At 61.3% G+C, this 22,675-nt stretch carries 18 protein-coding genes; 12 read left to right on the top strand and 6 right to left on the bottom strand.

From position 1 onward, the window contains the following. Window positions 1-108 precede the first annotated feature (108 nt). From AC1Y2B_RS15740 to AC1Y2B_RS15725, 4 genes are all read left to right on the top strand, one after another. Complete coding sequence (locus tag AC1Y2B_RS15740; protein WP_482254057.1) at window positions 109-1,377, top strand: extracellular solute-binding protein; 1,269 nt, start codon at window positions 109-111, stop codon at window positions 1,375-1,377. A 61-nt stretch (window positions 1,378-1,438) separates the two neighbouring features. Further along, window positions 1,439-2,317 carry a carbohydrate ABC transporter permease gene (locus AC1Y2B_RS15735; RefSeq protein WP_482254056.1) on the top strand — a complete coding sequence of 293 codons (879 nt, stop codon included), beginning with the start codon at window positions 1,439-1,441 and terminating at the stop codon, window positions 2,315-2,317. Continuing rightward, on the top strand, window positions 2,314-3,156 hold the full coding sequence (locus AC1Y2B_RS15730; RefSeq protein ID WP_482254055.1) for a carbohydrate ABC transporter permease: 843 nt from the start codon (window positions 2,314-2,316) through the stop codon (window positions 3,154-3,156). The genes AC1Y2B_RS15735 and AC1Y2B_RS15730 overlap by 4 nt, the downstream gene beginning before the upstream one ends. A gap of 3 nt (window positions 3,157-3,159) precedes the next feature. Beyond that, window positions 3,160-4,203 carry an ABC transporter ATP-binding protein gene (locus AC1Y2B_RS15725; protein ID WP_482254054.1) on the top strand — a complete coding sequence of 348 codons (1,044 nt, stop codon included), beginning with the start codon at window positions 3,160-3,162 and terminating at the stop codon, window positions 4,201-4,203. Window positions 4,204-4,534: 331 nt separating this feature from the next. On the opposite strand, the gene mmsB is transcribed toward AC1Y2B_RS15725, so the two are convergent. The 4 genes from mmsB to AC1Y2B_RS15705 all read right to left on the bottom strand — a co-directional run bounded on the left by mmsB (window position 4,535) and on the right by AC1Y2B_RS15705 (window position 10,329). Next, window positions 4,535-5,740, bottom strand: a complete 1,206-nt coding sequence (gene mmsB, locus AC1Y2B_RS15720) for a multiple monosaccharide ABC transporter permease (RefSeq protein ID WP_482254053.1) — start codon at window positions 5,738-5,740, stop codon at window positions 4,535-4,537. Continuing rightward, on the bottom strand, window positions 5,740-7,269 hold the full coding sequence (gene mmsA, locus AC1Y2B_RS15715; RefSeq protein WP_482254052.1) for a multiple monosaccharide ABC transporter ATP-binding protein: 1,530 nt from the start codon (window positions 7,267-7,269) through the stop codon (window positions 5,740-5,742). The genes mmsB and mmsA overlap by 1 nt, the downstream gene beginning before the upstream one ends. A 214-nt stretch (window positions 7,270-7,483) precedes the next feature. Then, window positions 7,484-8,560, bottom strand: coding sequence for a multiple monosaccharide ABC transporter substrate-binding protein (chvE, locus tag AC1Y2B_RS15710; protein WP_482254051.1), 1,077 nt, complete (start codon window positions 8,558-8,560; stop codon window positions 7,484-7,486). A gap of 752 nt (window positions 8,561-9,312) precedes the next feature. Next, the gene (locus tag AC1Y2B_RS15705; protein ID WP_482254050.1) at window positions 9,313-10,329 is read right to left on the bottom strand and encodes a LacI family DNA-binding transcriptional regulator; all 1,017 of its coding nucleotides are present in this window, start codon (window positions 10,327-10,329) and stop codon (window positions 9,313-9,315) included. A 139-nt stretch (window positions 10,330-10,468) separates the two neighbouring features. Here AC1Y2B_RS15705 and AC1Y2B_RS15700 point away from each other — a divergent pair, with 139 nt between their 5' ends. The 5 genes from AC1Y2B_RS15700 (at window position 10,469) to AC1Y2B_RS15680 (ending at window position 16,883) form a co-directional block, all read left to right on the top strand. Then, window positions 10,469-12,799: an alpha-L-rhamnosidase gene (locus AC1Y2B_RS15700; RefSeq protein WP_482254049.1), complete on the top strand. Its 2,331-nt coding sequence runs from the start codon at window positions 10,469-10,471 to the stop codon at window positions 12,797-12,799. A 69-nt stretch (window positions 12,800-12,868) separates the two neighbouring features. After that, window positions 12,869-14,143, top strand: a complete 1,275-nt coding sequence (locus tag AC1Y2B_RS15695) for an ABC transporter substrate-binding protein (RefSeq protein ID WP_482254048.1) — start codon at window positions 12,869-12,871, stop codon at window positions 14,141-14,143. Between the two features lie 65 nt (window positions 14,144-14,208). Next, window positions 14,209-15,066, top strand: a complete 858-nt coding sequence (locus tag AC1Y2B_RS15690; protein WP_482254047.1) for a carbohydrate ABC transporter permease — start codon at window positions 14,209-14,211, stop codon at window positions 15,064-15,066. Next, window positions 15,063-15,887, top strand: a complete 825-nt coding sequence (locus tag AC1Y2B_RS15685; RefSeq protein ID WP_482254046.1) for a carbohydrate ABC transporter permease — start codon at window positions 15,063-15,065, stop codon at window positions 15,885-15,887. Before AC1Y2B_RS15690 ends, AC1Y2B_RS15685 begins: the two co-directional genes overlap by 4 nt. A gap of 3 nt (window positions 15,888-15,890) precedes the next feature. Further along, the gene (locus tag AC1Y2B_RS15680; RefSeq protein ID WP_482254045.1) at window positions 15,891-16,883 is read left to right on the top strand and encodes an ABC transporter ATP-binding protein; all 993 of its coding nucleotides are present in this window, start codon (window positions 15,891-15,893) and stop codon (window positions 16,881-16,883) included. Between the two features lie 389 nt (window positions 16,884-17,272). On the opposite strand, the gene AC1Y2B_RS15675 is transcribed toward AC1Y2B_RS15680, so the two are convergent. Further along, window positions 17,273-17,455, bottom strand: a complete 183-nt coding sequence (locus tag AC1Y2B_RS15675; protein WP_482254044.1) for a DUF3008 family protein — start codon at window positions 17,453-17,455, stop codon at window positions 17,273-17,275. An 846-nt stretch (window positions 17,456-18,301) separates the two neighbouring features. Continuing rightward, window positions 18,302-19,063 (bottom strand): SDR family NAD(P)-dependent oxidoreductase, encoded by a 762-nt coding sequence (locus AC1Y2B_RS15670; protein WP_482254043.1) that lies wholly within the window; start codon window positions 19,061-19,063, stop codon window positions 18,302-18,304. Window positions 19,064-19,189: 126 nt separating this feature from the next. On the opposite strand from AC1Y2B_RS15670, the gene AC1Y2B_RS15665 reads away from it, so the two are divergent. Genes AC1Y2B_RS15665 through AC1Y2B_RS15655 form a run of 3 tightly spaced genes read left to right on the top strand, consistent with a single transcriptional unit; the run spans window position 19,190 to window position 22,588 of the window. Then, on the top strand, window positions 19,190-21,490 hold the full coding sequence (locus AC1Y2B_RS15665) for a propanediol/glycerol family dehydratase large subunit (RefSeq protein ID WP_482254042.1): 2,301 nt from the start codon (window positions 19,190-19,192) through the stop codon (window positions 21,488-21,490). Next, a complete protein-coding gene (locus AC1Y2B_RS15660) occupies window positions 21,487-21,909 on the top strand; it encodes a diol dehydratase small subunit (RefSeq protein ID WP_482254041.1) in 423 nt (140 codons plus the stop codon). Before AC1Y2B_RS15665 ends, AC1Y2B_RS15660 begins: the two co-directional genes overlap by 4 nt. Window positions 21,910-21,916: 7 nt before the next feature. Further along, a complete protein-coding gene (locus AC1Y2B_RS15655; protein WP_482254040.1) occupies window positions 21,917-22,588 on the top strand; it encodes a cysteine hydrolase family protein in 672 nt (223 codons plus the stop codon). Window positions 22,589-22,675: the final 87 nt, after the last annotated feature.

The following is a 22,675-nucleotide window of genomic DNA, read 5'->3' as shown; positions in this document are numbered from 1 at the left end:
CCGGAGTCGCACTATGCCGGATAACCGGCCCACCCGCCCGCGTGCGCCCGTAGGCGAGTGGAACCGTCGCGGCGTGGAAGTTCTGACTTCACAATCGGGGAGGATACAATGCGATTTACACTCAAGGCAGCCGTACTTGCCGCCGTCATGGCAGCAACGGGGGCGCAAGCGAAGGAAACGGTCGTCTGGTGGGATTTCCTCGGCGGCGGCGACGGCGTTCGGATGAAGAAGCTGATCGAAGACTTCAACGCCGAACACAAGGACAGCATCGAGATTCAGGCGACCACGCTGGCTTGGGGCACGCCGTTCTATTCCAAAGTGCAAACCTCGGCTGCCGTGGGCGAAGGCCCGGACATGATGACCTATCACGCCAGCCGGATCCCGCTGGCGGTCAGCGAAAGCACGCTGTCGGAAATCTCGGCCGACGACATGAAGACGATGGGCCTTTCGGGCGACAGCTTCGCCTCGGCCACCTGGGATGCGGTCCACGTCGATGGCAAGCAATATGCCGTGCCCTTCGACACGCACCCGATTGTTTTGTACTACAACAAGGACTTGCTGGACAAAGCCGGTCTGATCGGGGCTGATGGCCTTCCGACCGGGCTCGACGGGTTGGACAATTTCAATGCCGCACTGAAGAAACTGAAGGATGGCGGCAACCCATGGGCGATCGCTCAGGTCACCGCGGACGGCAGCTTTGCGTTCCGCACGATCTATTCGCTGCTCTGCCAGCAGGGCGGCGACATCGGTACTGACGGCGCATGGTTCCCCGGCGACAGCCCGGCCAAGCTCGCCAAGGCCGTTGGCGTCATCTCTGACTGGGTGAAGAATGGCTACAACCCGCCCAAGACCGACTATCCGTCGACCGTGGCGCTGTTCACCTCAGGCAAAGCACCCTTTATGATCAACGGCGTGTGGGAAGTTCCCACGATGGTCGACCTTGCCAAGCAGAACAAGCTGTTCAACTGGGGTGCCATTGAACTCCCGGTCCTGTTCGACAAGCCTTGCACCTATGAAGACAGCCACACCTTCGCCATCCCGAACAACGTCGGCAAACCGGCCACGGCCGAGAAGCACGCCGCCGTTCTGGAAGTGATCAAGTGGATGGAAGCCCACGCCCTGTTCTGGGCCACCGCCGGCCACATCCCGGCCAACAAGGCTGTCACCGACAGTGCCGAATACAAGGCCATGCAGCCGCAAGCGACCTATGCCAAGCTGACGGCCAACGCCGTGTTCGACCCCAAGTCGATCCATGCTGGCGTGGCCTCTCCGCTGTTTGACGCGGCAGGCAACGCCTTCACCGCCGCGATCAACGGCGAGACCGACCCCGCAACCGCCGTTTCCGACATGAAGGCCGAACTCGACGCGCTGCAATAAGCTGACGATCCCGGCGGGCTTTTCAAAAGCCCGCCGGTCCTTTGTCTGAAATGGGGCGGCCATGCTGAGAAACCGGCGACGCGAAATTCTGGTGGCCTACATCCTGGTGGCCCCATTTATCCTGATTTACGGCTGGATGTTCATCTATCCGACGATCCAGATGGTGCAGTTGAGCTTTACCGACGCCCACCTGATTGGTGCCGGCAAGTGGATCGGGTTCAAGAACTACACCCGCATGTTCAAGGACCCGACGTTCTACAAGGCCGTCCTGAACACCGCCTATTTCGTGGCGCTGACCGTGGTGCCCGGCACGATCGTGGCGCTGGCCATTGCGCTGATGGTGCGGCGGTTGAACGGTTGGGTGCAAAGTGTGGTGCTCGCGGCGTTCTTTCTGCCCTACGTCCTGCCGATCTCGGTGGTTTATCTGATCTGGAACTGGCTGACGAACGTGCAGTTCGGCATGCTGCAAGGACCGATCACCGCCATCGTGGGAGAGCCTGTGAACATCTGGCGCACGATCCCGTGGTTCATGCCCGGCGTGGCCGTGATCACCATCTGGTGGACGAACGGCTTTTCGATCCTGCTGTTCCTCGCCGGACTGCGCAACATCCCGCAAGAGATTTACGAGGCGGCGGCCCTCGACGGCGCCACCCGCCGCCAGATGCTGACCCGCATCACCTTGCCGCTGCTCTGGCCGATCACCGTGCTGTGCCTGACGATCCAGTTGATCCTGCAAATGAAGATCTTCGATCAAGTCTATCTGTTCGCGATGGGCGGACGCACACAGGCCACCATGGTGATGGTGCAGTACATCTACGAACAGGCCTTCCAGAAGAACGCAGGCGGCTATGCGGCCACACTAGCCGTGGCGCTGTTCGTCGTGGTCGTGGTCTTTTCGATCCTGCAATTCCAGATCCTGCGCATCAGGGGGCAAAGATGACTCAGACCGCGCCGCGCCGCCGACTTGACGTCGCCGGCATTCTGCTGACCACCCTGACGGTGATCTGCGCCCTGGTTTGGTTCTTCCCGATCTACTGGGCGATCATCACCAGCTTTCGCTACGATCAGGACACCGTCACCGATTTCGGCCTTCTGCCGTCGAACCCCACGCTGTTTGGCTACATCTACGACATCGAGAATTCCAAGCTGCTGAGGTGGTATCTGAATTCGACGATCGTCTCGATCTCGATCACGGTCGTCGCGGTCATGCTCGCCGCCTGCACGGGCTATGCCATCTCGCAACTGACCTTTCCGGGCCGCAAGGCGCTGTGGTGGACGATCCTTGCCAGCTTCATGGTCCCGGTTTCGGCGCTGATCGTGAACCACTTCATCATCATCGCAGGGATCGGCATGCTCAACAGCTATCTGGGCATCATCCTGCCCATGCTGCTGACGCCGGTAACAGTGATCGTCTACAAGCAGTTCTTCGACGGCCTGCCGCGCGAGTTCCGCGAGGCTGCGGTGATGGACGGTGCCACCGAATTTCAACTGCTGTTCCGCGTTTTCCTGCCGATGAACTGGGGGATCACCACGGCTTTGGCGATCATCACCTTCATCGGCGCCTGGAACGCCTTCCTGTGGCCCTTCCTTGCCGCGCAGGACGAGACGATGATGACGGTCACGGTCGGCATCACCGCCGTGCAGGATGCGTTCGGCGTCTACTATGGCCGGTTGCTGGCGGGGGCGGTGCTGGCGGGCTTGCCGGTGGCGCTGGCCTATCTGCTGTTCCAGCGCCGCGTCACGCAGGCCATCACACTCTCAGCCGGAATCAAGGGGTAAACCATGGCATCGTTGGAACTGACATCCATCGCCAAGAAATACGGCGCGGTCGAGGTGATGCGGGGCTTGAACCTGAGGGTCGAGGACGGCGCCTTCTGCGCTTTGCTCGGGCCGTCCGGATGCGGCAAGTCTACCCTGTTGCGGATGATAGCCGGGCTTGAAACAGTCACCGAAGGCGGCATCAAGATCGGCGAAACCGATGTGACCTACGAAGAACCCTCGCGCCGGGGCGTGGCGATGGTGTTTCAGAACTATGCGCTTTATCCGCACCTGACCGTGCGCCAGAACATCGGCTTCTCGCTGTCCCTCGCAGGTGCCCCCAAGGCCGAACAGAACGCCAAGACTGACCGCGTGGCCAAGTTGCTGCAGTTGGAGCCCCTGATGGAGCGTCGCCCGGCCGAGCTTTCCGGCGGCCAGCGCCAGCGCGTTGCCATTGGCCGGGCGCTGGTGCGCGACCCCAAAGTTTTCCTGTTTGACGAGCCCTTGTCGAACCTTGATGCGCTGCTGCGAGTCCAGATGCGGCTGGAACTGGCCAAGCTGCATCAGGACCTGAAGACCACGATGATCTACGTCACCCATGATCAGGTCGAGGCGATGACACTTGCTGACCAAATCGTGGTGCTGGACAAGGGCGTGGTGCAACAGGTTGGCAGCCCACTAGACCTCTACAATGCCCCCGCCAACCGCTTCGTTGCTGGCTTCATTGGCAGCCCGGCGATGAATTTCCTGCCCGTCACGGCTGAAGCTGGCGATCTGATCTTGCCCGGCGGTGGCCGTGTGCGCGGCGCAGGGGACCCGGTTGAGATTGGAATCCGGCCCGAACATGTCCGGGTCGTGGCGGCCGGGCAAGGTGTGCTGCAGGGCACCACGCGGGTGGTCGAGCAATTGGGTAACACCTCTTTTGTGTACCTCGACCTGCCGTCCGGCACTTTCGTGGTCGAGGTCGCACCCAACGCCACGCCCTCCCCGGGTCAAACAGTCGGGTTGGAACTTGACCTGTCGCACCTCCACCGCTTCACCGCTGACGGCACCCGTCTGGCCGACTGAATCCCGGATCGGGACCGCGTGCATCGCCCACACGCCTCGTTGGTGTGCCGCGATGCCAAGAATTTGTCCGGCTATGCTGTATGGAACAGCTGAACGGGTCCCGGTCTGGGCAATTCCATGAAATGGTAGGTTACCGCCGTCTACGACTGGGTCTTCCGCAAGACGGTCAGACGTTTCCTCAAGTGCTGGGATCGGGACGCCAACACAAGAACAGCGGCCCGATACCAGACTGGCTGGATCTCCCCAAGAAATCTCGATCAACCGCGCTTAGGCCAAAGCACCAACAGATAGACCCAAGGCCATCGATCTGTTCTTTGGCCTTGGCGCAAAGTCACTTCGATTTGTTGTAGACGTCAAAGATCACGGCGATCAGCAAGACCAGACCTTTGATCATCTGTTGGTATTCGATGCCGATGCCCATGATCGACATGCCCATGTTCATGACACCCATGATCAAGGCACCGATCACAACGCCGACGATCTTGCCCGACCCGCCCGTCATCGAGGCACCGCCGATGAAGACCGAGGCGATGGCATCAAGCTCAAACCCCGTGCCAGCCTTGGGCGTTGCGGAGTTGAGGCGGGCCGTCACTTCCATGCCGGCCAAAGCTGCCAGAACGCCCATGTTGACAAAGCACAGAAACACCAGTCGGTCGGTGCGGATGCCTGACAGTTTGGCGGCCTTCTCGTTGCCGCCAACGGCATAGATGCGGCGACCGGTTGTCGTGTTCTCGGTGAAGAAGCCGTAGAGGACGGTCAGGACGGTGAGCACGACCAGCACGTCAGGCAGTCCGCGGAAGTAAGCCAGTTGGTACCCCACAAAACCCGTGCCGGCTGCGATAATGATCGTACGGCCAAGAAAAAGCGCCATAGGTTCGGCAGCAAGGCCGAATTCGGCATCCCGGGCGCGGGCGCGGAAGCCGATCCAGAACTGGACTCCGATGGCGATGGCGATCACGACAAGTGCCAGGACATTTGGTTTTTCGAAGCCGAACACGTCTGGCACGAAGCCGTTGGCCAGCGCCTGAAACTCGGGCGAGAAGGGGCCGATGTTCTGGCCGCCCAGCAGCCACAGGGTAGCCCCCCGGAACACCATCATGCCAGCGAGCGTCACGATGAAGGACGGGATGCGCCAGTAGGCGACCCAGTAGCCTTGTGCAGCACCAATCAGGCCGCCGACGATCAGGCCCAGCGGAATAACCAGATAGAACGGCAGCCCTACGTTGACCGACAGATAGGCCGAAACCGCCCCGGTGAACGCGGCAACCGAACCGACCGACAGGTCGATGTGGCCCGACACGATGACCAAGAGCATCCCCAAGGCCAGAATTATGATGTGGCCATTCTGCAGGAAGATATTGGTGATGTTGGCCGGCACCAGAAACGACTTGCCGTCTAGGTTCAGCATGATCGTGAAGAAGGCCACGATGGCGACCAGCGCCATCAGCATGCCATTCTCGCGCAGGCGGCCGCCCAAAAGACTTCCGATGTCTTTCTTCTCAGCCACGGCTTTCTTGTCCACTGAAATGTCCGCCATTATGCAGCCTTCCCCTCACCCTTCAGGATCATTCCCATGATCTTCTCTTGGCTCGCTTCTTCGCGGGACAATTCGCCCACGATGCGGCCTTCGTTCATGACATAGATGCGGTCACACATCCCCAGCAGTTCCGGCATTTCCGAACTGATCATCACGATGGAGCGGCCCTGTTCGGCCAGTTCCTTCATGATAGTATAGATTTCAAACTTTGCGCCCACGTCGATACCGCGGGTGGGTTCATCCAGGATCAGCACCTGCGGATCGGTGAACAGCCACTTCGACAGGACCACCTTCTGCTGGTTGCCGCCCGAGAGGTTGACCACCTTCTGCTGCACGCCCGGCGTGCGGATCGCCAGTTGCTTGCGGTAATCCTCGGCCACCTTGGTTTCGCGCCGCTTGTCCAGAATGCCGCGCAAGGACACGCCCTGCAGGTTGGCCAGCGTCGTGTTGCGCACGATGGGCTCTTCCAGGATCAGACCAAGCGCCTTGCGGTCCTCGGTCACATAGGAAATCCCGGCGTTGATCGCCTTTGTCACGGTGGAGACATCGACCACCTTGCCATTCATCTTGACGGTGCCTTCATGGCCTTTGCCGTAGGACTTGCCGAAGATCGACATGGCAAGTTCGGTCCGCCCGGTGCCCATCAGGCCGGCAATGCCGACAATCTCGCCCTTGCGGACGGTCAGACTGACGTTCTTGATGACCTGACGGCCGGTTTGTTCGGGATGCCAGACCGACCAGTTTGACACTTCCATCAACGTCGCACCCGGATTGGGCACCCGTTCAGGATAGCGGTGCGCCATGTCGCGGCCCACCATGTCGCGGATGATGCGGTCTTCAGTGATTTCGTGCTTGTCCATGGTGGACACCGCGGTGCCATCGCGGATCACGGTGATCCGGTCGGCGACTTTGGCGATCTCGTTCAGCTTGTGGCTGATGATGATCTGCGTGACGCCCTGCGCCTTCAGCTCCAGCATCAGGTCCAGCAGCTTTTCCGAGTCATTTTCCTGCAGTGCAGCCGTCGGCTCATCAAGGATCAGCAGGCGGACGTCCTTGGCCAGCGCCTTGGCAATCTCGATCAACTGCTGTTTGCCAACACCCAGCTTGCCCACAACTGTGCCCGGCGGTTCCGTCAGCCCCACCTTCTTCAGCCAGCCTTCCGTGACCTGGAACGCCTTGGGCCAGTTGATGATCCCGCGTGAGGCGATTTCGTTGCCCAAGAACATGTTTTCGGCAATCGACAGTTTGGGAACCAGCGCCAGTTCCTGATGGATGATGATGATGCCCTTGTCTTCGCTGTCGCGAATGCCTTTCAGAGCCAACGGCGTGCCGTCGTAGACGATCTCGCCTTCATAGGATCCGTGCGGATAAACGCCCGAAAGCACCTTCATCAACGTGGACTTGCCCGCGCCGTTTTCGCCGCAGATGGCATGGATTTCGCCCTGTTCCACGCTGAACGTCACATTGTCCAAGGCTTTGACGCCGGGAAAGGTCTTGGTGATCCCGCGCATTTCCAGAAGTGTCGGCATTCGGTTCCCCCTCAACGGCTTCCGGGTTGCCCCCGGATTTAAGGAAACTGCGGTCGCCAGCCGAAATTGGGCTGCGACCACCGGTCCCTGAACGCAATCTGATCCGAAAAAGCGCTGCTGTAGAAGCCATGATCTGTACGGCGGCGCAGGGCGGACCAAATCACCAAAAGGGGCGGGTGGCGCACCACCCGCCCCGATCTACTTCGGCGCGCGCTTACTTCAGTTGGTCAGCGGTATAGTAGCCCGAACCAACCAGAACGTCCGTGTAGTTCTTTGCATCGACCGGAACCGGCTTCAGCAGGTAGGACGGAACGACCTTGACGCCGTTGTCATAGGTCTTGGTGTCGTTGACTTCCGGGGTGCCACCAGACAGCACGGTGTCAACCATCTTGACGGTGACCTTGGCCAGCTCGCGGGTGTCCTTGAAGACCGAGGAATACTGCTCGCCCGCGATGATCGACTTGATCGACGGGATTTCGCAGTCTTGCCCAGTGACGACCGGCATCTTCATGTCGCCCGAACCGTAGCCCACGCCCTTGACCGACGACAGGATGCCGATCGACAGACCATCGTAGGGCGACAGCGCGCCGTTCAGCTTCTTGTCGCCGTAGTTGGAAGACAGCAGGTTGTCCATCCGGGCTTGAGCGACCGAACCATCCCAACGCAGGGTGCCGCACACCTTCATGTCCATCTGACCCGACGGCACGGCGATATCGCCCGCGTCGATCATCGGCTTCAGGACGGACATGGCGCCGTCGAAGAAGAAGAAGGCGTTGTTGTCGTCCGGCGACCCGCCGAACAATTCGATGTTCCACGGCTTCACGCCCGGGAAACGCTCTTTCAGGCCGGCCACCAGCGAGTTCGCTTGCAGAACGCCAACCTGGAAGTTGTCGAAGGTCGTATAGAAGTCAACGTCGCCCGATTGACGGATCAGACGGTCATAGGCGATGACTTTGATCCCGGCGGCGTGGGCGTTCTTCAGCGCGTTCGACAGCGTGGTGCCATCGATTGCGGCGATGATCAGGGCTTTGACGCCCGAAGTGATCATGTTCTCGATCTGGCTCAGCTGGGTCGGGATATCGTCTTCGGCATATTGCAGGTCGGCATCATAGCCAGCTGCCTTGAACTGCTCGACCATCGACTCGCCGTCGTGGATCCAGCGGGTCGAGGATTTGGTCGGCATCGCGATGCCGACAGTGCCTTTGCTGGCAGCAAAGGCCGGCAAACCGAACAACGAGGATGCGGATGCAGCACCGGTCAGCGCCAGAAGCGCGCGTCTGGAAATATTCATGTGTAGTCCTCCCATGCCGCATCTTGGCGCGGCGATACCCAAGCGACAGCCGGTTTCTTCTCCAGCCATTACGCTGTGTGACCAATGCAATGGCTCAGCATATCCGTCAAATGATGTTTATGCATGAAAGCATAGCAAAGAGGATATGTGTTAACCTTCCTGCCAAGTTGCCATCCGCGAAGAGCATCAATGACGCGTGGCTTTGACAAGCAACCACCCACCCGCCTGCATGCAATCGCACCGAAACAAGGCGCGGCGGACCTAATTTGGCGCGGACAGCAGACCTTGAGGCAAGCCTTGGCATCCAGGCCTTGATATGACTGTTCGCCGCTGTGAACGAACGCAACCCGACCCGGGCAGTTCACATGGGAGCAGGCCTGCCAGATTGAGCCGTGCCGGCATAAGCCGGCAGTCAAGTCAGGCGATATATGACCTTGGAATGAAATGGCGAATCTTCAGCGCCCCAGAACAGTCGCTCGAAGACAGGCACTTAACAGGACGACCTTTTCTTGACGGCCCGGCAATCGTCACGGGACCGATTTCAGCGGAACAGTCCGACGAATTGCTGGGCAGATTGGGGCGCGCGTTCGCGCCCGTCACTTCGGTAAATGCCCACCGCACTGGCGAAACATCGACAAATGACACACAGGGTGAATTTTGCCCGTGTGGTCCTGCCGCGGCCGATCGGGCTGAGGGCTTGCGCCGAAGCTCTGCCATGTGACGACGGATTTGCGGCACCCCGTGAACGCAGGTCAGAAACTGGAGCGAATTGTCAGGCTGGGCTCGATCAGGACATGCTGGGCCGAGGTGCGCCCGCCGATGCGCGACAACAGGGCCTCTGCGGCCAACTGGCCAAGGCGGTAACCGGCCTGATCAATGCTGGCGAGGTCAATCAGCGGGAGGGCCGCGACCGGAGAATTGTCGTAGGCGATGACGGCAAGGTCTTCCGGCACGCGCAGGCCAATCTGGCGGGCAACGTTCAGAACCGGGATGCCATCAAGGTCAGACCAGACGAACAGCGCACGTGGACGATCGGGACTTGCGATGAAAGAGGTGATCTTCCCAAGCCGGGCGGCGTCGAGATTGTCAAAACGGTGGATCTTCGCTTCTCCCAGACCGGCCTCGGCGATAGCGGCGCGGAAGCCGATTTCGCGCTGGGGAGCGACGTCGTACTGATCGCCGGGACGGTGGGGGCCAAGCGAGAGCATGGCGATGTCGCGGTAGCCCTTCGCGACGAATGCGCGGACAGCCAGCCGGGCACCCTCGGCATCGTTGGCGTTGACGGTGTCGAAGGTTTGGGCGTTCGGCTCATGATGGCCGATGACGGCAATCGGAATCTGACGGGCGTATTTCTCCATCAACTTGCCGGCCAGTTGGGCGGCAACCATGACGATGCCATCCATGTGGTTGTCGATCATCTGTTCGATCAAGCTGGCTTCCATCGGCATGTGGGCAGCCCCTACGCCCATCAGGATCTTGTAGCCAGCGGCCTCTGCCACCGAGGCGATGCCGGAAAAAACTTGCGGCAGGAAGGGGTTGTCGATGCCAACCAGCACCACGCCGAGCGTGTAGGTCTGGCCGCGCATGCCCCGCGCGGCGTTGGACGGGCGGTAATTGAGGCGCTCGATCGACTCCAGAACGTTTTGCCGCAGCGCTTCGGAGACGCCGTAAGCGTTGCGCATGACTTTGGAGACGGCGGCAACGGAAACCCCGGCATCTTCTGCAACGGTGCGGATCGTCACGCGACCGATTGGTTTGGCTTCATTCATGTGCTGACCCCATTCTGCAAAGGGTACTCACAAAATACTTGCACCGCAAGCGAAGCTGTAGAATGTTCTACGTAGAACGGTGCACAGAATCGCGGACGATGTGAGTCGAGATTTGCGCACCCGTGGGAGGAGACGTCAGATGAGCCTTGATGGGCTGAACCGCAGCACTTCTGCGGCCGGAGACTTGCACCCTGCGCGCGGCTGGACCGGACAGATGATTGCCCCCTTGGCCGACAAGGGCGTGGGCACGCAGGCCAGCTTTGTTGCCAAGGAATTTGTGCTGGAAACCGTGCCCGCGACGGCGATGCTGCATGTGACGGCGCAGGGGCTGTACCGGGCGTTTGTCAACGGCGTGCGGGTGGGCGACGATCTGCTGACGCCGGGCTGGACCTGCTATGACGACCGGATGGCCTATCAAAGCTATGAGATTGCAGGGCTTTTGCGGAAAGGCTCGAACCGGATCGAGATCTGGTTGGGTGATGGCTGGTGGCGCAGCCAGTTGATGTGGGCGGCGGCGCCGATCTACAACTGCTACGGCGACCGGATTGGCGCGCTGGCCGAGGTGGAGGCCGACGGTGCCATGCTGTTGGCTACAGACGTGACATGGGTCTCGGGTCTGCTGCCGATCACCAAATCCGGCATCTATTATGGCGAGGATTATGATGCCCGGATCGGTCTTTCCGACAGCGCCGGGGTCGAGGCTTTGGCGTTCGATCCGGGCCTGTTGGTGCCGCATGAAACCGGCGCGGTGAAAGAACTGACCCCGCTTCCGGCGCTGGAAAGCTGGGCGGATGGCACGGCGACTGTCTACGACTTCGGCCAGAACTGCGGCGCCTATGTGCGCTTCACGGTCGAGGGTGAGGCGGGTGCGGTGGTGCATGTGCAGCACTCGGAAGTGATGGGGCCGGGGCGGACGTGGGACAACCGGAACTATCGCTCGGCCCGGGCGGAGGTGATTTACACGACCAAGGGCGGTGTGGAGACTTACGCGCCGTTGTTCACCTTCATGGGGTTCCGCTATGCGCGGGTGACGGTGTCGGGCTCTGCCGTGGTCAGCAAGATTGAATTGGTGCCGATTTCCTCGGTTCCGGTGCAGGCGGGCGGGTTCACCTGCGGCGTGCCGGCGGTCAACCGGCTGGTGCTGAACACGATCTGGTCGCAGCGGTCGAACTTCATCGAGGTGCCGACGGATTGCCCGCAGCGCGATGAGCGGTTGGGGTGGACTGGGGATGCGCAGGTTTTTGCGGGCACGGCCTGCTGGCTGGCGGATTCGGAAGCCTTCCTGAAGAAGTACCTGCGCGACGTGATGGCCGATCAGCGGCCGGATGGCGCAGTGCCGCATTTCTCGCCGGACCCGACGCGGTTGCATCCGGTTCCGGGGCGTGGGGAGTGGGCTGGCTCGACGGGCTGGGGCGATGTGATCACCGTGATGCCGTGGCAGCTGTACCTGCAGTATGGCGATGTCGGGGTGTTGAAGGAATGCTTCCCGGCGATGCTGAAATGGCTGGGGTATCTGTGGGGGATTTCGAACGGGCCGATCATCCGGCCTCCATCCCTGTGGGGCGCGCATGGGTTTACCTTTGGCGATTGGCTGCAGCCGGTTGGGGACAACAGGAAGCCCCGGCCCACGGTGGCGGATGATTGTGCTGCGACGTTGTATCATTTCATCTCGACCGACCTTGCGCGGAAGATCGCGCTGGTGATTGGCGAGACGGAGGAAGCGGCAAGGCTGGCGACCCGGGCGGACGAGATCAAGGCGGCATTCAAGCACGAGTATTTCTCACCCTCGGGGCGGATCGCGCATAATGACATGACCTCGTGGTCGCTGGCGTTCCTCTACGGACTGGTACCGCCGGAGTACTACGAGGCGGGCAAGCGCTATTTCCGGCAGGTGGTCGAGGATGCGGATGGGCTGATCGGGACCGGGTTTATCGGCACTCCTGCTTTGCTGCCCGCCTTGACGCTGCATGGCATGGCGGACTTGGCCGAGAAGATCTTCCTGAACCGCAAGGTTCCCGGCTGGCTTTATCAGGTTGAGCGCGGGGCCACGTCGATCTGGGAGCGGTGGGATGCCTTGGGTGAAGATGGCACCATCTATGATCCGGACATGAACAGCTACAACCACTACGCTTATGGCGCAGTGTGTCAGTGGTTGTTTGAAGGGGTGGCCGGAGTTGCGCCAACAGCAGAGGCGCCGGGGTTTGATGTGGTGACACTCGACCCGCTGATCCTGCCCGCGCTGTCACCGGTGGCAATCTGGCATGACTGCCGTCACGGCCGCATCGAGGCCGGGTGGAGCCTGGAGGGCGACAAGGTGATCTACAAGATCAACCTGCCGCAGGGCTGCGTGGGGCGGCTGGCGCAGAACCCGGCGCACACGGCAGTCACCGTGGCGGGCCAACCGGTGAAAATTCCAGTCGGCGGTCTGACCCTTGGGTCCGGCTTGCACGAGATCACCTTCCGCGTCTGACGCAAAGCAATTGCCGCAGGGGATCAACCCCCGTGGATCGAAAACTGGTTCAGTGGAGGAGACACGACCATGAGACTTATTCCCAGCGCCGCGCTTCTGGCGGCTTTTACCCTGACCGCCGGCCTCGGGCAGGCCGCTACGACGATTTCTGTGCTTTTGGACAACAACGCCGAGGTTTTGGCCGGCTTTGACGCCCTGTCCAAGGCCTACACGGCCAAGCATCCGGATGTGACCTTTGATGTCGAACAGCGTCCGGGTGGTGCCGATGGCGACAATCTGGTGAAAACCCGGCTGTCGACCGGCGAGATGGCAGATATTTTCGACTATAACTCCGGGTCCTTGTTTCAGGCGCTGAAGCCTGAGGTCTCGCTGGCTGACCTGACCGACCTTCCGGGGCAGGCCAATGTGATCGACAGCTTCAAGCCGGTGGTCACCTCGACCGACGGCAAGGTTCGGGGGATTCCGTTCGGGCCGGCGATGGGCGGCGGGATTTACTATAACAAGAAGATCTATGCCGACCTGGGCCTGAAGGTTCCGGTCACTTGGGCCGAGTTCATGGCCAACAACGAGAAGATCAAGGCGGCGGGAAAGGTGCCAGTGGCGCAGACCTATGGCGACACTTGGTCCAGCCAGTTGTTCGTGCTGGCCGATTTTTACAACGTGGCGCAGGCAGACCCGACCTTTGCCGCCGACTACACCGCCAACAAGGCCAAGTACGCCTCGACCCCGGCGGCGATGGCGGGCTTCCAGCATCTGCAGGATGTGTTCAAGGCGGGTTACCTGAACCCCGACTTCGGTGCCGCCAAGTTTGACGACGGCATGAAGATGGTGGCGACGGGCGAAGCGGCGCATTATCCGATGCTGACTTTCGGTCTAGGCTCGGTCAAGCAGAACGAGCCGGACAATATCAACGACGTGGGCTTCTTTGCACAACCCGGCGACGATGCGACGCATAACGGGCTGACCGTGTGGATGCCGACCTCGCTGTACGCCCCGGTCTCGACCAAGAACCTGGATGTGGTGAAAGACTTCTTCAACTTCGTCGCCTCCAAGGAAGGGTGCGAGTTGATGGAGGCCACCAATGGCGCGACCGGTCCTTACCTGATCAAGGATTGCGCGCTGCCCAAGGACGTTCCGGCCTCGGTCGCGGATATGCTGCCCTACTTCCAGAAGGATGGCGGCACGGTGCCGGCACTGGAATTCCTGTCGCCGATCAAGGGGCCGAACCTTGAGCAGATCACGGTGGCTGTGGGTTCTGGCATCACCTCGGCTGCCGATGGCGCCAAGCAGTATGACCAGGACGTCGAGAAACAAGCGAAACAACTGGGCCTGCCGAACTGGTAAGCTCCCCCAGTAGGCTGGCTTTCCCCCGCCCGAGGCACCGGGCGGGGGCTCTTATGAGGTGACCCGTGCAAAGATCGCCCTATCCCTATTGGTTCGTGCTGCCGGCAGCGGTGGTGTTCGTGACGCTGTTTCTGGTGCCGACAGTGGCGAGCCTGTGGTTCAGCCTGACGCGGTGGGACCTGTATACGGCGAGTTTCATCGGGCTGGACAATTTCCGGCAGTTCTTTTCCGAACAGAACCTGACGCTTGGGCTGCGCAACACGGTAATCTACGCCGTGTTGACCTCTGCCACCAAGACGGTCTGCGGGCTGTTGTTGGCGGTGCTGCTGACGAGCGGAATCTGGGGGCAAAGCTTTCTGCGGACGGTGGTGTTCTTCCCGGTGCTGGTGTCGACGATTGGTGTGGGGATTACGTTTTCGGTGCTGATGCATCCGACCAAGGGGCTGTTCAACGTGGGGTTGGCGGCAATTGGCATTCATGGGCCGGGGTGGCTGACAGATGCGTCTTTGGCGCTGTATTCGGTGGCTTTGGTCGATCTGTGGAAGGGTGTCGGACTGGCGACGCTGATCTATATCGCGGGGTTGGCGGCGATCTCGCCGGATTATTACGAGGCGGCGCGGATAGACGGGGCGACGCGGACGCAGCAGTTCTGGCGGGTGACGGTGCCCTTGGTGCGGCCCGCGACCGTGACGGTGATCACGCTGTCGTTGATCGGCGGCCTGCGCAGTTTCGATCTGATCTGGGCGATGACCAAAGGTGGGCCGGGCTTTTCGTCCGACGTGCTGGCGAGCGTCATCTACAAGCAATATCAGGCCGGGTTCTACGGGCTTTCCACGGCAGGCAACGTCATTCTGTTCCTGCTGATCGCCCTCATCATGCTGCCGTTGACCTGGCAGTTGAACCGCAAAGAGGTGGATCTGTGACCCGCCGCCAGTTCTGGACCGGGATCATCGCCACGGTGGTGGCGCTGGTGATCTTCGTGACGCCGTTCGTGTTCATCGCCTTCACAGCGGTCAAGGACAAGGCGCAAGCGTCACATCTGGATTTCACCTGGCCCTTGCAGTTCTTGTTCTGGCAGAATCTGGTCGATGTGGTGTCGACGCGCAACTACATGCTTTTGCTGGCCTATTTCAACTCCAGCATCATCACCATCGGCGCGGTTTCGATGCTGATCCTGTTCGGCGCGATGGTGGGCTATGTGTTGCAGCGGCGCAAATCAGCGTGGAACCGGGTGATTTATGGCTGCGTTCTGGCTGGCTTGATCATCCCGCCTGCCGTGGTGCCGACGATCTGGGTCTTGCAGGGGCTGGGGTTGTTCAAGACGATCTGGGGCATGGTGCTGATCCAGGTGGCCTATGGGCTGGCGTTTTCGATCCTTCTGTACCGCAGCTTCATCGCCACCATTCCCCGCGATCTGGACGAGGCGGCGCGGATTGACGGGGCGCGGCCCTTGCAGATCTTCCTGAAGGTGATCCTGCCCTTGCTGAAACCGGTGACGGTGACGCTGATCGTGGTGCAGTCGATTGCCATCTTCAATGACTTCACCAACCCGCTCTACTACCTGCCGGGGAAGGAGAATGTGACGGTGCAGTTAACGCTTTTCAACTTCCAAAGCCAGTTCTCCACCCAGTTCAACCTCTTGTTCATGAACATCCTGCTGGTGACGATTCCGCCGCTGATCGTGTTCATCTTCTTCAACCGACAAATCGTGGCCGGCATGACCGCTGGCGGCGTGAAAGGGTAAAACATGGCCGATGTGGTCTTGACGGGCATCCGCAAAAGCTTCGGCGCGGTGGATGTGATCAAGGGGATTGATCTGACAATCAAGGATGGCGAGTTCTGCGTGTTCGTCGGGCCATCGGGCTGCGGGAAATCGACGCTGCTGCGGATCATCGCGGGGCTGGAGACGGCGACTTCGGGCAGTCTGCACATCGGCGGGGTGGAGGTTAGCAAGGCGGAACCGTCCGAGCGCGGCATTGCGATGGTTTTTCAAAGCTATGCCTTGTACCCGCATCTGACGGTGCGGCAGAATATCGGCTTCGGGCTTAGTCTGGCGAAAATGCCGAAGGATGAGATTGCGCGGATCGTCGAGGCGACGGCGGCGACCTTGCAGCTGGACAAGCTGTTGGACCGCAAGCCGAAGGAGTTGTCAGGCGGGCAACGGCAACGGGTGGCGATTGGGCGGGCGATTGTGCGGAACCCCAAGGTGTTTCTGTTCGATGAGCCTCTGTCGAACCTTGATGCCAGCTTGCGCAGCCAGATGCGGATCGAGATTACCGAACTGCATGCCAAGCTTGCGACCACGATGATCTATGTGACGCATGATCAGGTCGAGGCGATGACGATGGCCGACAAGATCGTCGTCCTGAATGGCGGCAAGATCGAACAGGTGGGCTCGCCGATGGAGTTGTACAACTCCCCCGCGACGCCCTTTGTGGCGGGGTTTATCGGCAGCCCGAGAATGAATCTGTATGAAGGCAAGGTGGCCGAGGAGATGGGCTGCCAGACCTACGGTATCCGGCCGGAACATGTGCTGCTGGGCGTCGATGGTCGTTGGCTGGGCCGGGTAAAATACGTCGAGCATCTTGGCGCCGATGCCATCGTCCATCTGGAGGTGGAGGGACTGGGCGCCATGCTGGCGCGCGCTTTGGGCGATACCAGACTGAAACCGGGCGACAGCGTGCGGGCGGACCCACAGCAGGGTAAGGAATTTCGCTACCCAAGCTCTGTCGTCATGTAGACGTGTCCGACGATCCGAGCGTTTGCGGCACCTGTGACGAAACCCAGCCGCAGCGAACTAGGGCCTAAGAGTGATGGGACTGGGCCGACCTTTTCCGACTATCAATGCCGCGACCAACCTTACGTCATGCTGTGCTGCCGGATAGTCGGGTCATCCCACGGAGCAATATCCTAGTCCTCTGCAGGCGTAGAACCGGGTGCCGGTGCCAAATTCTTGGGCGCCGATGCTGTCGCAAGGACCCTCAAACCCAGATTTGCCAGATCAAGCGCGGTGGCTATGGCAAGCCCCGATCAGCCCGCCCAAAGCCGGCCCGCCAAACCGATCGGACGCGCGACCAAGACAGACGGAATTGGCGGCCTGATCTTCGCATCGCCTTCCTTAAACCGGACTTAGGCCTTGTGGTCGGGCAACCCTTTGTGGGGTGTCGCAGCCAAGGCCTCAAGCTCCTCTTCGGTCATTGTAGATTCCATCTCTTGCGCGGCCCCCTTCAAGGCATTGACCTTCGTCTCGCCGCGTTTGGCCGACAAGGCGGCACCGGCGGCCCTTTGCTGGGCGATGGATTTCGCTGGCATGGCAGTCCTCTCTGAATATATGTCGAGGAACGTCTGGCGCCGGGTTTGGTTCCCTTGGCGGAGTGCCACGGTGCAAACGAACGCTGCGGCATGCGCCAAAGTCAGCCAACGGGGCGGCAGGGCCGAAGATTGCCTCAATCGGAGGCGAGAAGACCGCCGTAGCAGGGTCGCGGCCGCACTGGCAGGACTACTGCCATGGCGATCTTGGGTCGCAAAACCGCCTTTAATCCCCTGTTATCATCACGATCTGGTTGCCCCCCACGTGAGCCCGTGATGGCAGAACACAAAGCCCGCTTGCGTCTCGGGCAGAGCCTCAGCCCAGATCAGAGCCAGCATCCGCAACCCATTGGCGGCCATTTTGTCAACCTGCGCCCCCAGTGCCTTGCGCGCCTCCGCCGGTGGCTTGCAGAGCTCTGGCGCGCCCTTCGGACGGGTCGTCGTGCCGTAACCTGCTTCATCTCCAAAAGCCGTTGCGTCAGCGGCTCGGCGACGGGCCGGTGGGCAAAGCGAGACAGGTTGTGAAAGGACTGTTCCAAAGGATCAACATGTCTGGGTGCCGAGGCTGGGGTGCTGACCTTCGCCAAGGCCCCGAAGTCCGTCAAAGTGGCGCTGGCCGGGGCTGCCCTTTTGGGTCAAAGCGGCTCCGCAACCGGCACATGGGGCGTAAGGCGGTCCGACGCTGGCTTGGCAAGGCGCATGCAGCACCCGACGGAACAAGGCAGTGCCCACCGCCGAATTCCAGCCAAAATAATGTTCTGACGCACACATCGCCCCGAGGCAGAATAGGGTCACGTTGCAACCCATCGGCCGAGGCACATCCGATCCGGTCCGCGACCTTGGCCGGTCTCAAGCAACGGTCTCGCCGCCGTCCACAACCAGGATCTGGCCGGTCATATAGCTGGAGCGGTCGGAAACCAGAAACAGCACGGCCTCGGCAATTTCCTCAACTTTGGCCCAGCGGCCCATGGGGACCTTTTCCCGCACATAAGATTCAACCGCGCTACGGCCACCCATCTGGGCGATGAACGGGGCGTTGAAGGGGGTGTCGACCCAGCCGGGGCACAGGGCATTCACCCTGATGCCAAAGCGCGCATAATCGCCAGCCATCTGCTTGGTCATCGCGATGACAGCATGTTTGGTGGTGGTATAGGCAATCATCTCACGGTCATACAGCACACCGGAACTGGAGGAGGTGTTCACGATCACGCCCTTTCCGGCGGCGCGCATGTGCGGCATCACCAGCCGCGCGCCAAGGAAATGGGCGCGCACGTTCAGGGCCCAAGAGGTGTCAAAGCCCTTCAGACTGACCTGCTCCAGATTGCCCTCGACCTGCGCGCCCGCATGATTGTGCAGGATATCGATGCGACCCTGCGCCGCAATGAAGCCGTCGAAAGCTGCGGTCAGCGCCGCGTCGTCGGTCAGGTCCACCACCAGCGCCTCGGCGCGGCCACCGGCAGCCTGGATCAACGCCACCGTCTCTTGGGCGGATGTCGGGTTGCGGTCGGCGACGCCCACCACAGCGCCTTCGGCAGCGATGATGCGGGCCGCCGCCTGGCCGATGCCAGAGCCGGCCCCGGTGACGATGGCAACACGGTCTTGCAGGATCATGGCGAGGCCCTTCTGGGTGAGAACTGCCTCGAATAGACCTGAACTCCTGCGAACTGGCAATGCCGTCGCAGGTCCGGATTGACGCGGGTCAAGGCCCGGACCTAGGCTGCAGGCCGAGGTGACGCCATGACGGACTCTGCGACAACTGCTGCGACCGAGACGGCCCTTCCCAATCGCTGGCGGCGCTTTGCCGAGTGGGACGAAAGGCCCCTGCGGCTGGACAAGTTCGCGCGTGAGGACCCGGCCAACGGGTTTTCGGCCTTCCGCAGCCCGGCCGACCCCAAACCGGGGGTCACCGTGGCCCAGGGCAAGATCGCGGGCATGGATGGCGTGCTGGCGCATGATTTCGACATGATCGACGCCTTCATTGCCCGCCACCACCTTGACCCAGTGGTGGCCGAGGAAGCGATGGCCATGGACTCCGCTTTGTTGGCGCGGATGCTGGTGGACATGAACGTGCCGCGTGCGGAACTGGTGCGTCTGGCGCGAGGCTGCACGCCAGCCAAGCTGGCGGATGTGGTCTCGCGGCTCAATGCGCTGGAGATTGCCTTCGCCTATTCCAAGATGCGGGCGCGCAAGACACCGGGCAATCAAGCGCATGTGACCAATGCCAAGGACGACCCGCTGCAACTGGCCGCCGATGCCGCCGTGGCCGTGGCTTATGGCTTTGACGAGGTGGAAACCACGATGCGCGTCTCGCGCAATGCTTGGTCCAACGCGATGGCTTGCGCCGTGGGGGCTGCCGTCGGGCGCTGGGGTGTGCTGTTCCAATGCTCCAGCGAGGAAGCGGAGGAACTGCGGATCGGTATGGCGGGGTTCACGTCCTATGCCGAGACGGTTTCGGTCTATGGCACCGAGAAAAGCTTTACCGATGGCGATGATACACCGTGGTCCAAGGGGTTTCTCGCCGCCGCCTATGCCTCACGCGGGATCAAGATGCGCTGCACTTCGGGCGCGGGGTCGGAACTGCTGATGGGGTTTCATGAATCCAAGACGCTTTTGTACCTTGAGGCGCGGTGTCTTTGCCTGCAACGCGGCATGGGGGTGCAGGGCACCCAGAACGGCGGCATTGATGGGGCACCCCTGACCGCCACCGTTCCGGGCGGTGTGCGCGAACTGATGGCAGAAAACCTGATCGCGGTCTGGCTTGATCTGGAATGTGCCAGCGGCAACGATGCGCGATCCTCGGAATCCGAGATCCGGGTCGGGGCGAAAATTCTGCCCTATCTGATTGCGGGGTCGGACCTGATCTGTTCCGGCTTCGGATCGATCCCGGCTTATGACAATTCCTTCAACCCCTCGCTTTTCAACGCTGAGGAGATGGAGGATTATCTGGTCCTGCAGCGCGATTTCGAGGCGGATGGCGGGCTGACCCCCTTGGCCGAACATCGGGCGCTGGACTTGCGGTCGCGGGCGGTGGCCGCCATCTCGGCGGTGCTGGAGGAGCTGGGGCTGGCTGTGCCGTCGGCGGACATGAAGGCTTCGGTGATCGTGGCGTCGGGGTCGGCAGAGACGCGCAGCTTTACCCCCGGGGAAGTGGCGCCGATCTCTGACGCGATCAAGGCGCGGGACATCACGGTGATCGAGGTGATCAAGGCGCTGGCCAAGCGCGGCTTTACTGAGGAGGCCGAGAACCTGCTGAACGTCGTCAAGCTGCGGGTTTCGGGCGATTATCTGCAAACTTCAGCCATGGTGCGTGGCGGCAGGGTGATCTCGGCGATCAACGATCCGAACGAATACCTTGGCCCCGGCAGCGGTTACGCCATGACCGAGGCGCGGCGGTTGGAGGTCAACGACATCCGCGATCTTCTGGATCAGGGCGAAGTCTTGCGCAGCGAAGCGCAGTTTGAGAAGGCCGAGGCACGGCGGATTGCCTATGCGGTGGCGGGAGCGGCTGCGGTCGGGGCTGCGCGGGACGAGGTGGTGATCGGGATCAGCCCGGCCTTCGGGCTCAAACTGTTCCAGACCACGGCGGGCCACAAGCTGTCCGATGTGCTGCGGGTGATGGTCGATGGCATCACCTCTCGCGGCCTTCGCGCTCGGGTGGTGCGGCTGCGGCATACAGCGGATACCTCGTTTCTGGGCCTGACGGCGGCGCGGCTGTCGGGGTCTGGCATCGGTATCGGCATTCAGGCCAAGGGCACGGCGGTGATCCATTCCGCCAGCCGTTTGCCGCACAACAACCTTGAACTCTTCTCCAACGCGCCGATCACCCGGCTGGAACACTACGCCGGATTTGGCCGGAACGCCGCCGCCTATGCCTTGGGCGAGGCGCCCGAGCCCGTGGTGGTGCCAACGCGCGGCGAGGCGATGGGCTCGCGGTATCACGCACGGGTGGCAATGATCTATGCGATCGAGACCGGGTTGATCGAGGAAGGGGCTGCACCCGAAGAAATCGACCTGACCTTTCTGGAGGCGCCCCGATGAGCAAACTTGGCGTGCAGGATTACCCCTTGGCTGAAACCCGGCCCGAAGAGATTCGGGGCAAGCGGGGCTTGGCCCTGCAGGACATCACCCTTGCGGCGGTGCTGGCGGGTGAGGTGACGATGGAGGATTTGCAGATCACACCCAAGGCCCTGCAGGATCAGGCCGAGATCGCCGCCGACGCGGGCCGCGCCACGCTGGCGCTGAACTTCGGGCGGGCGGCGGAATTGGTGGGGGTGCCGCAGGATCTGATCATGTCGACCTATGAATTGCTGCGGCCGGGGCGGGCACGCTCTGCTCAGGAGCTTTACGACCGAGCAGCCCAGCTGCGGGCGCAGTATGCCGCCCCGCAAATCGCCGCTTTCATCGAGGAAGCCGCAGATATCTATGTCAAACGCGGCCTCTTTGCCGCCCGCTATTGAGGTCTCGATGACTTGGAAAACCGCCTATCGCTCGATCTACTACGCCAATGCGCCCGAACCGGAAACGCCGGTCCTGAAGCATGCCGAAACCGCCATTCTGGTGATCGACGTGCAGAACACCTATCTGGAGCGCCCCGACCGCGCCAGTCTGTCACCGCCGGAACAGGCCGCCTACGATGCCTGGACGCCGTTCCATGACAGGATGCATGGTCAAGTGATACCGCGTACGGCGGCCTTGCTGGCCAAGGCGCGGGCGGCGGGGATCGAATGCCTGTTCGTGCGCATTGCCTGCCATACGCGTGATGGCCGCGATAGGTCCTTGTCACAAAAACTGCCGGGCTGGAACAACCTGTTGCTGCCCAAAGCAGGCGATCCGTCGCAGATCGTGCCGGAATTGCAGCCGGTAAGCGACGAGATCGAGATCACCAAGACCACCGACTCTGCCCTGACCGGCACCAACCTGCGGCTGATCCTGCACAATCTGGGCATCTTTACCGACCAATGCGTCTCCTCGACTGTGCGCAGTCTGGCCGATGAAAGTTTTGCCGTGATCGTGCTGGAGGATTGCTGCGCCGCAGGCTCACACGCGCTGCATGACCATGAGTTGGAGATCATCAACATGATCTATTGCCATGTGATGACCAGTAATGAGGCACTCACTATCCTTGGCCTGCACTAATCTCAGGCGCGCGCGCAGGAAAGCCTTGGTGACTTGGCCGCATTGCCCTTAACTTTCATGAAGCAGCATCCGGTTCAAACCCTGGGA

The organism is Stagnihabitans sp. (assembly GCF_964946895.1).
The sequence above is the reverse complement of the archived record's forward strand: the minus strand, read 5'-3'. Positions and strand labels throughout refer to the sequence as shown.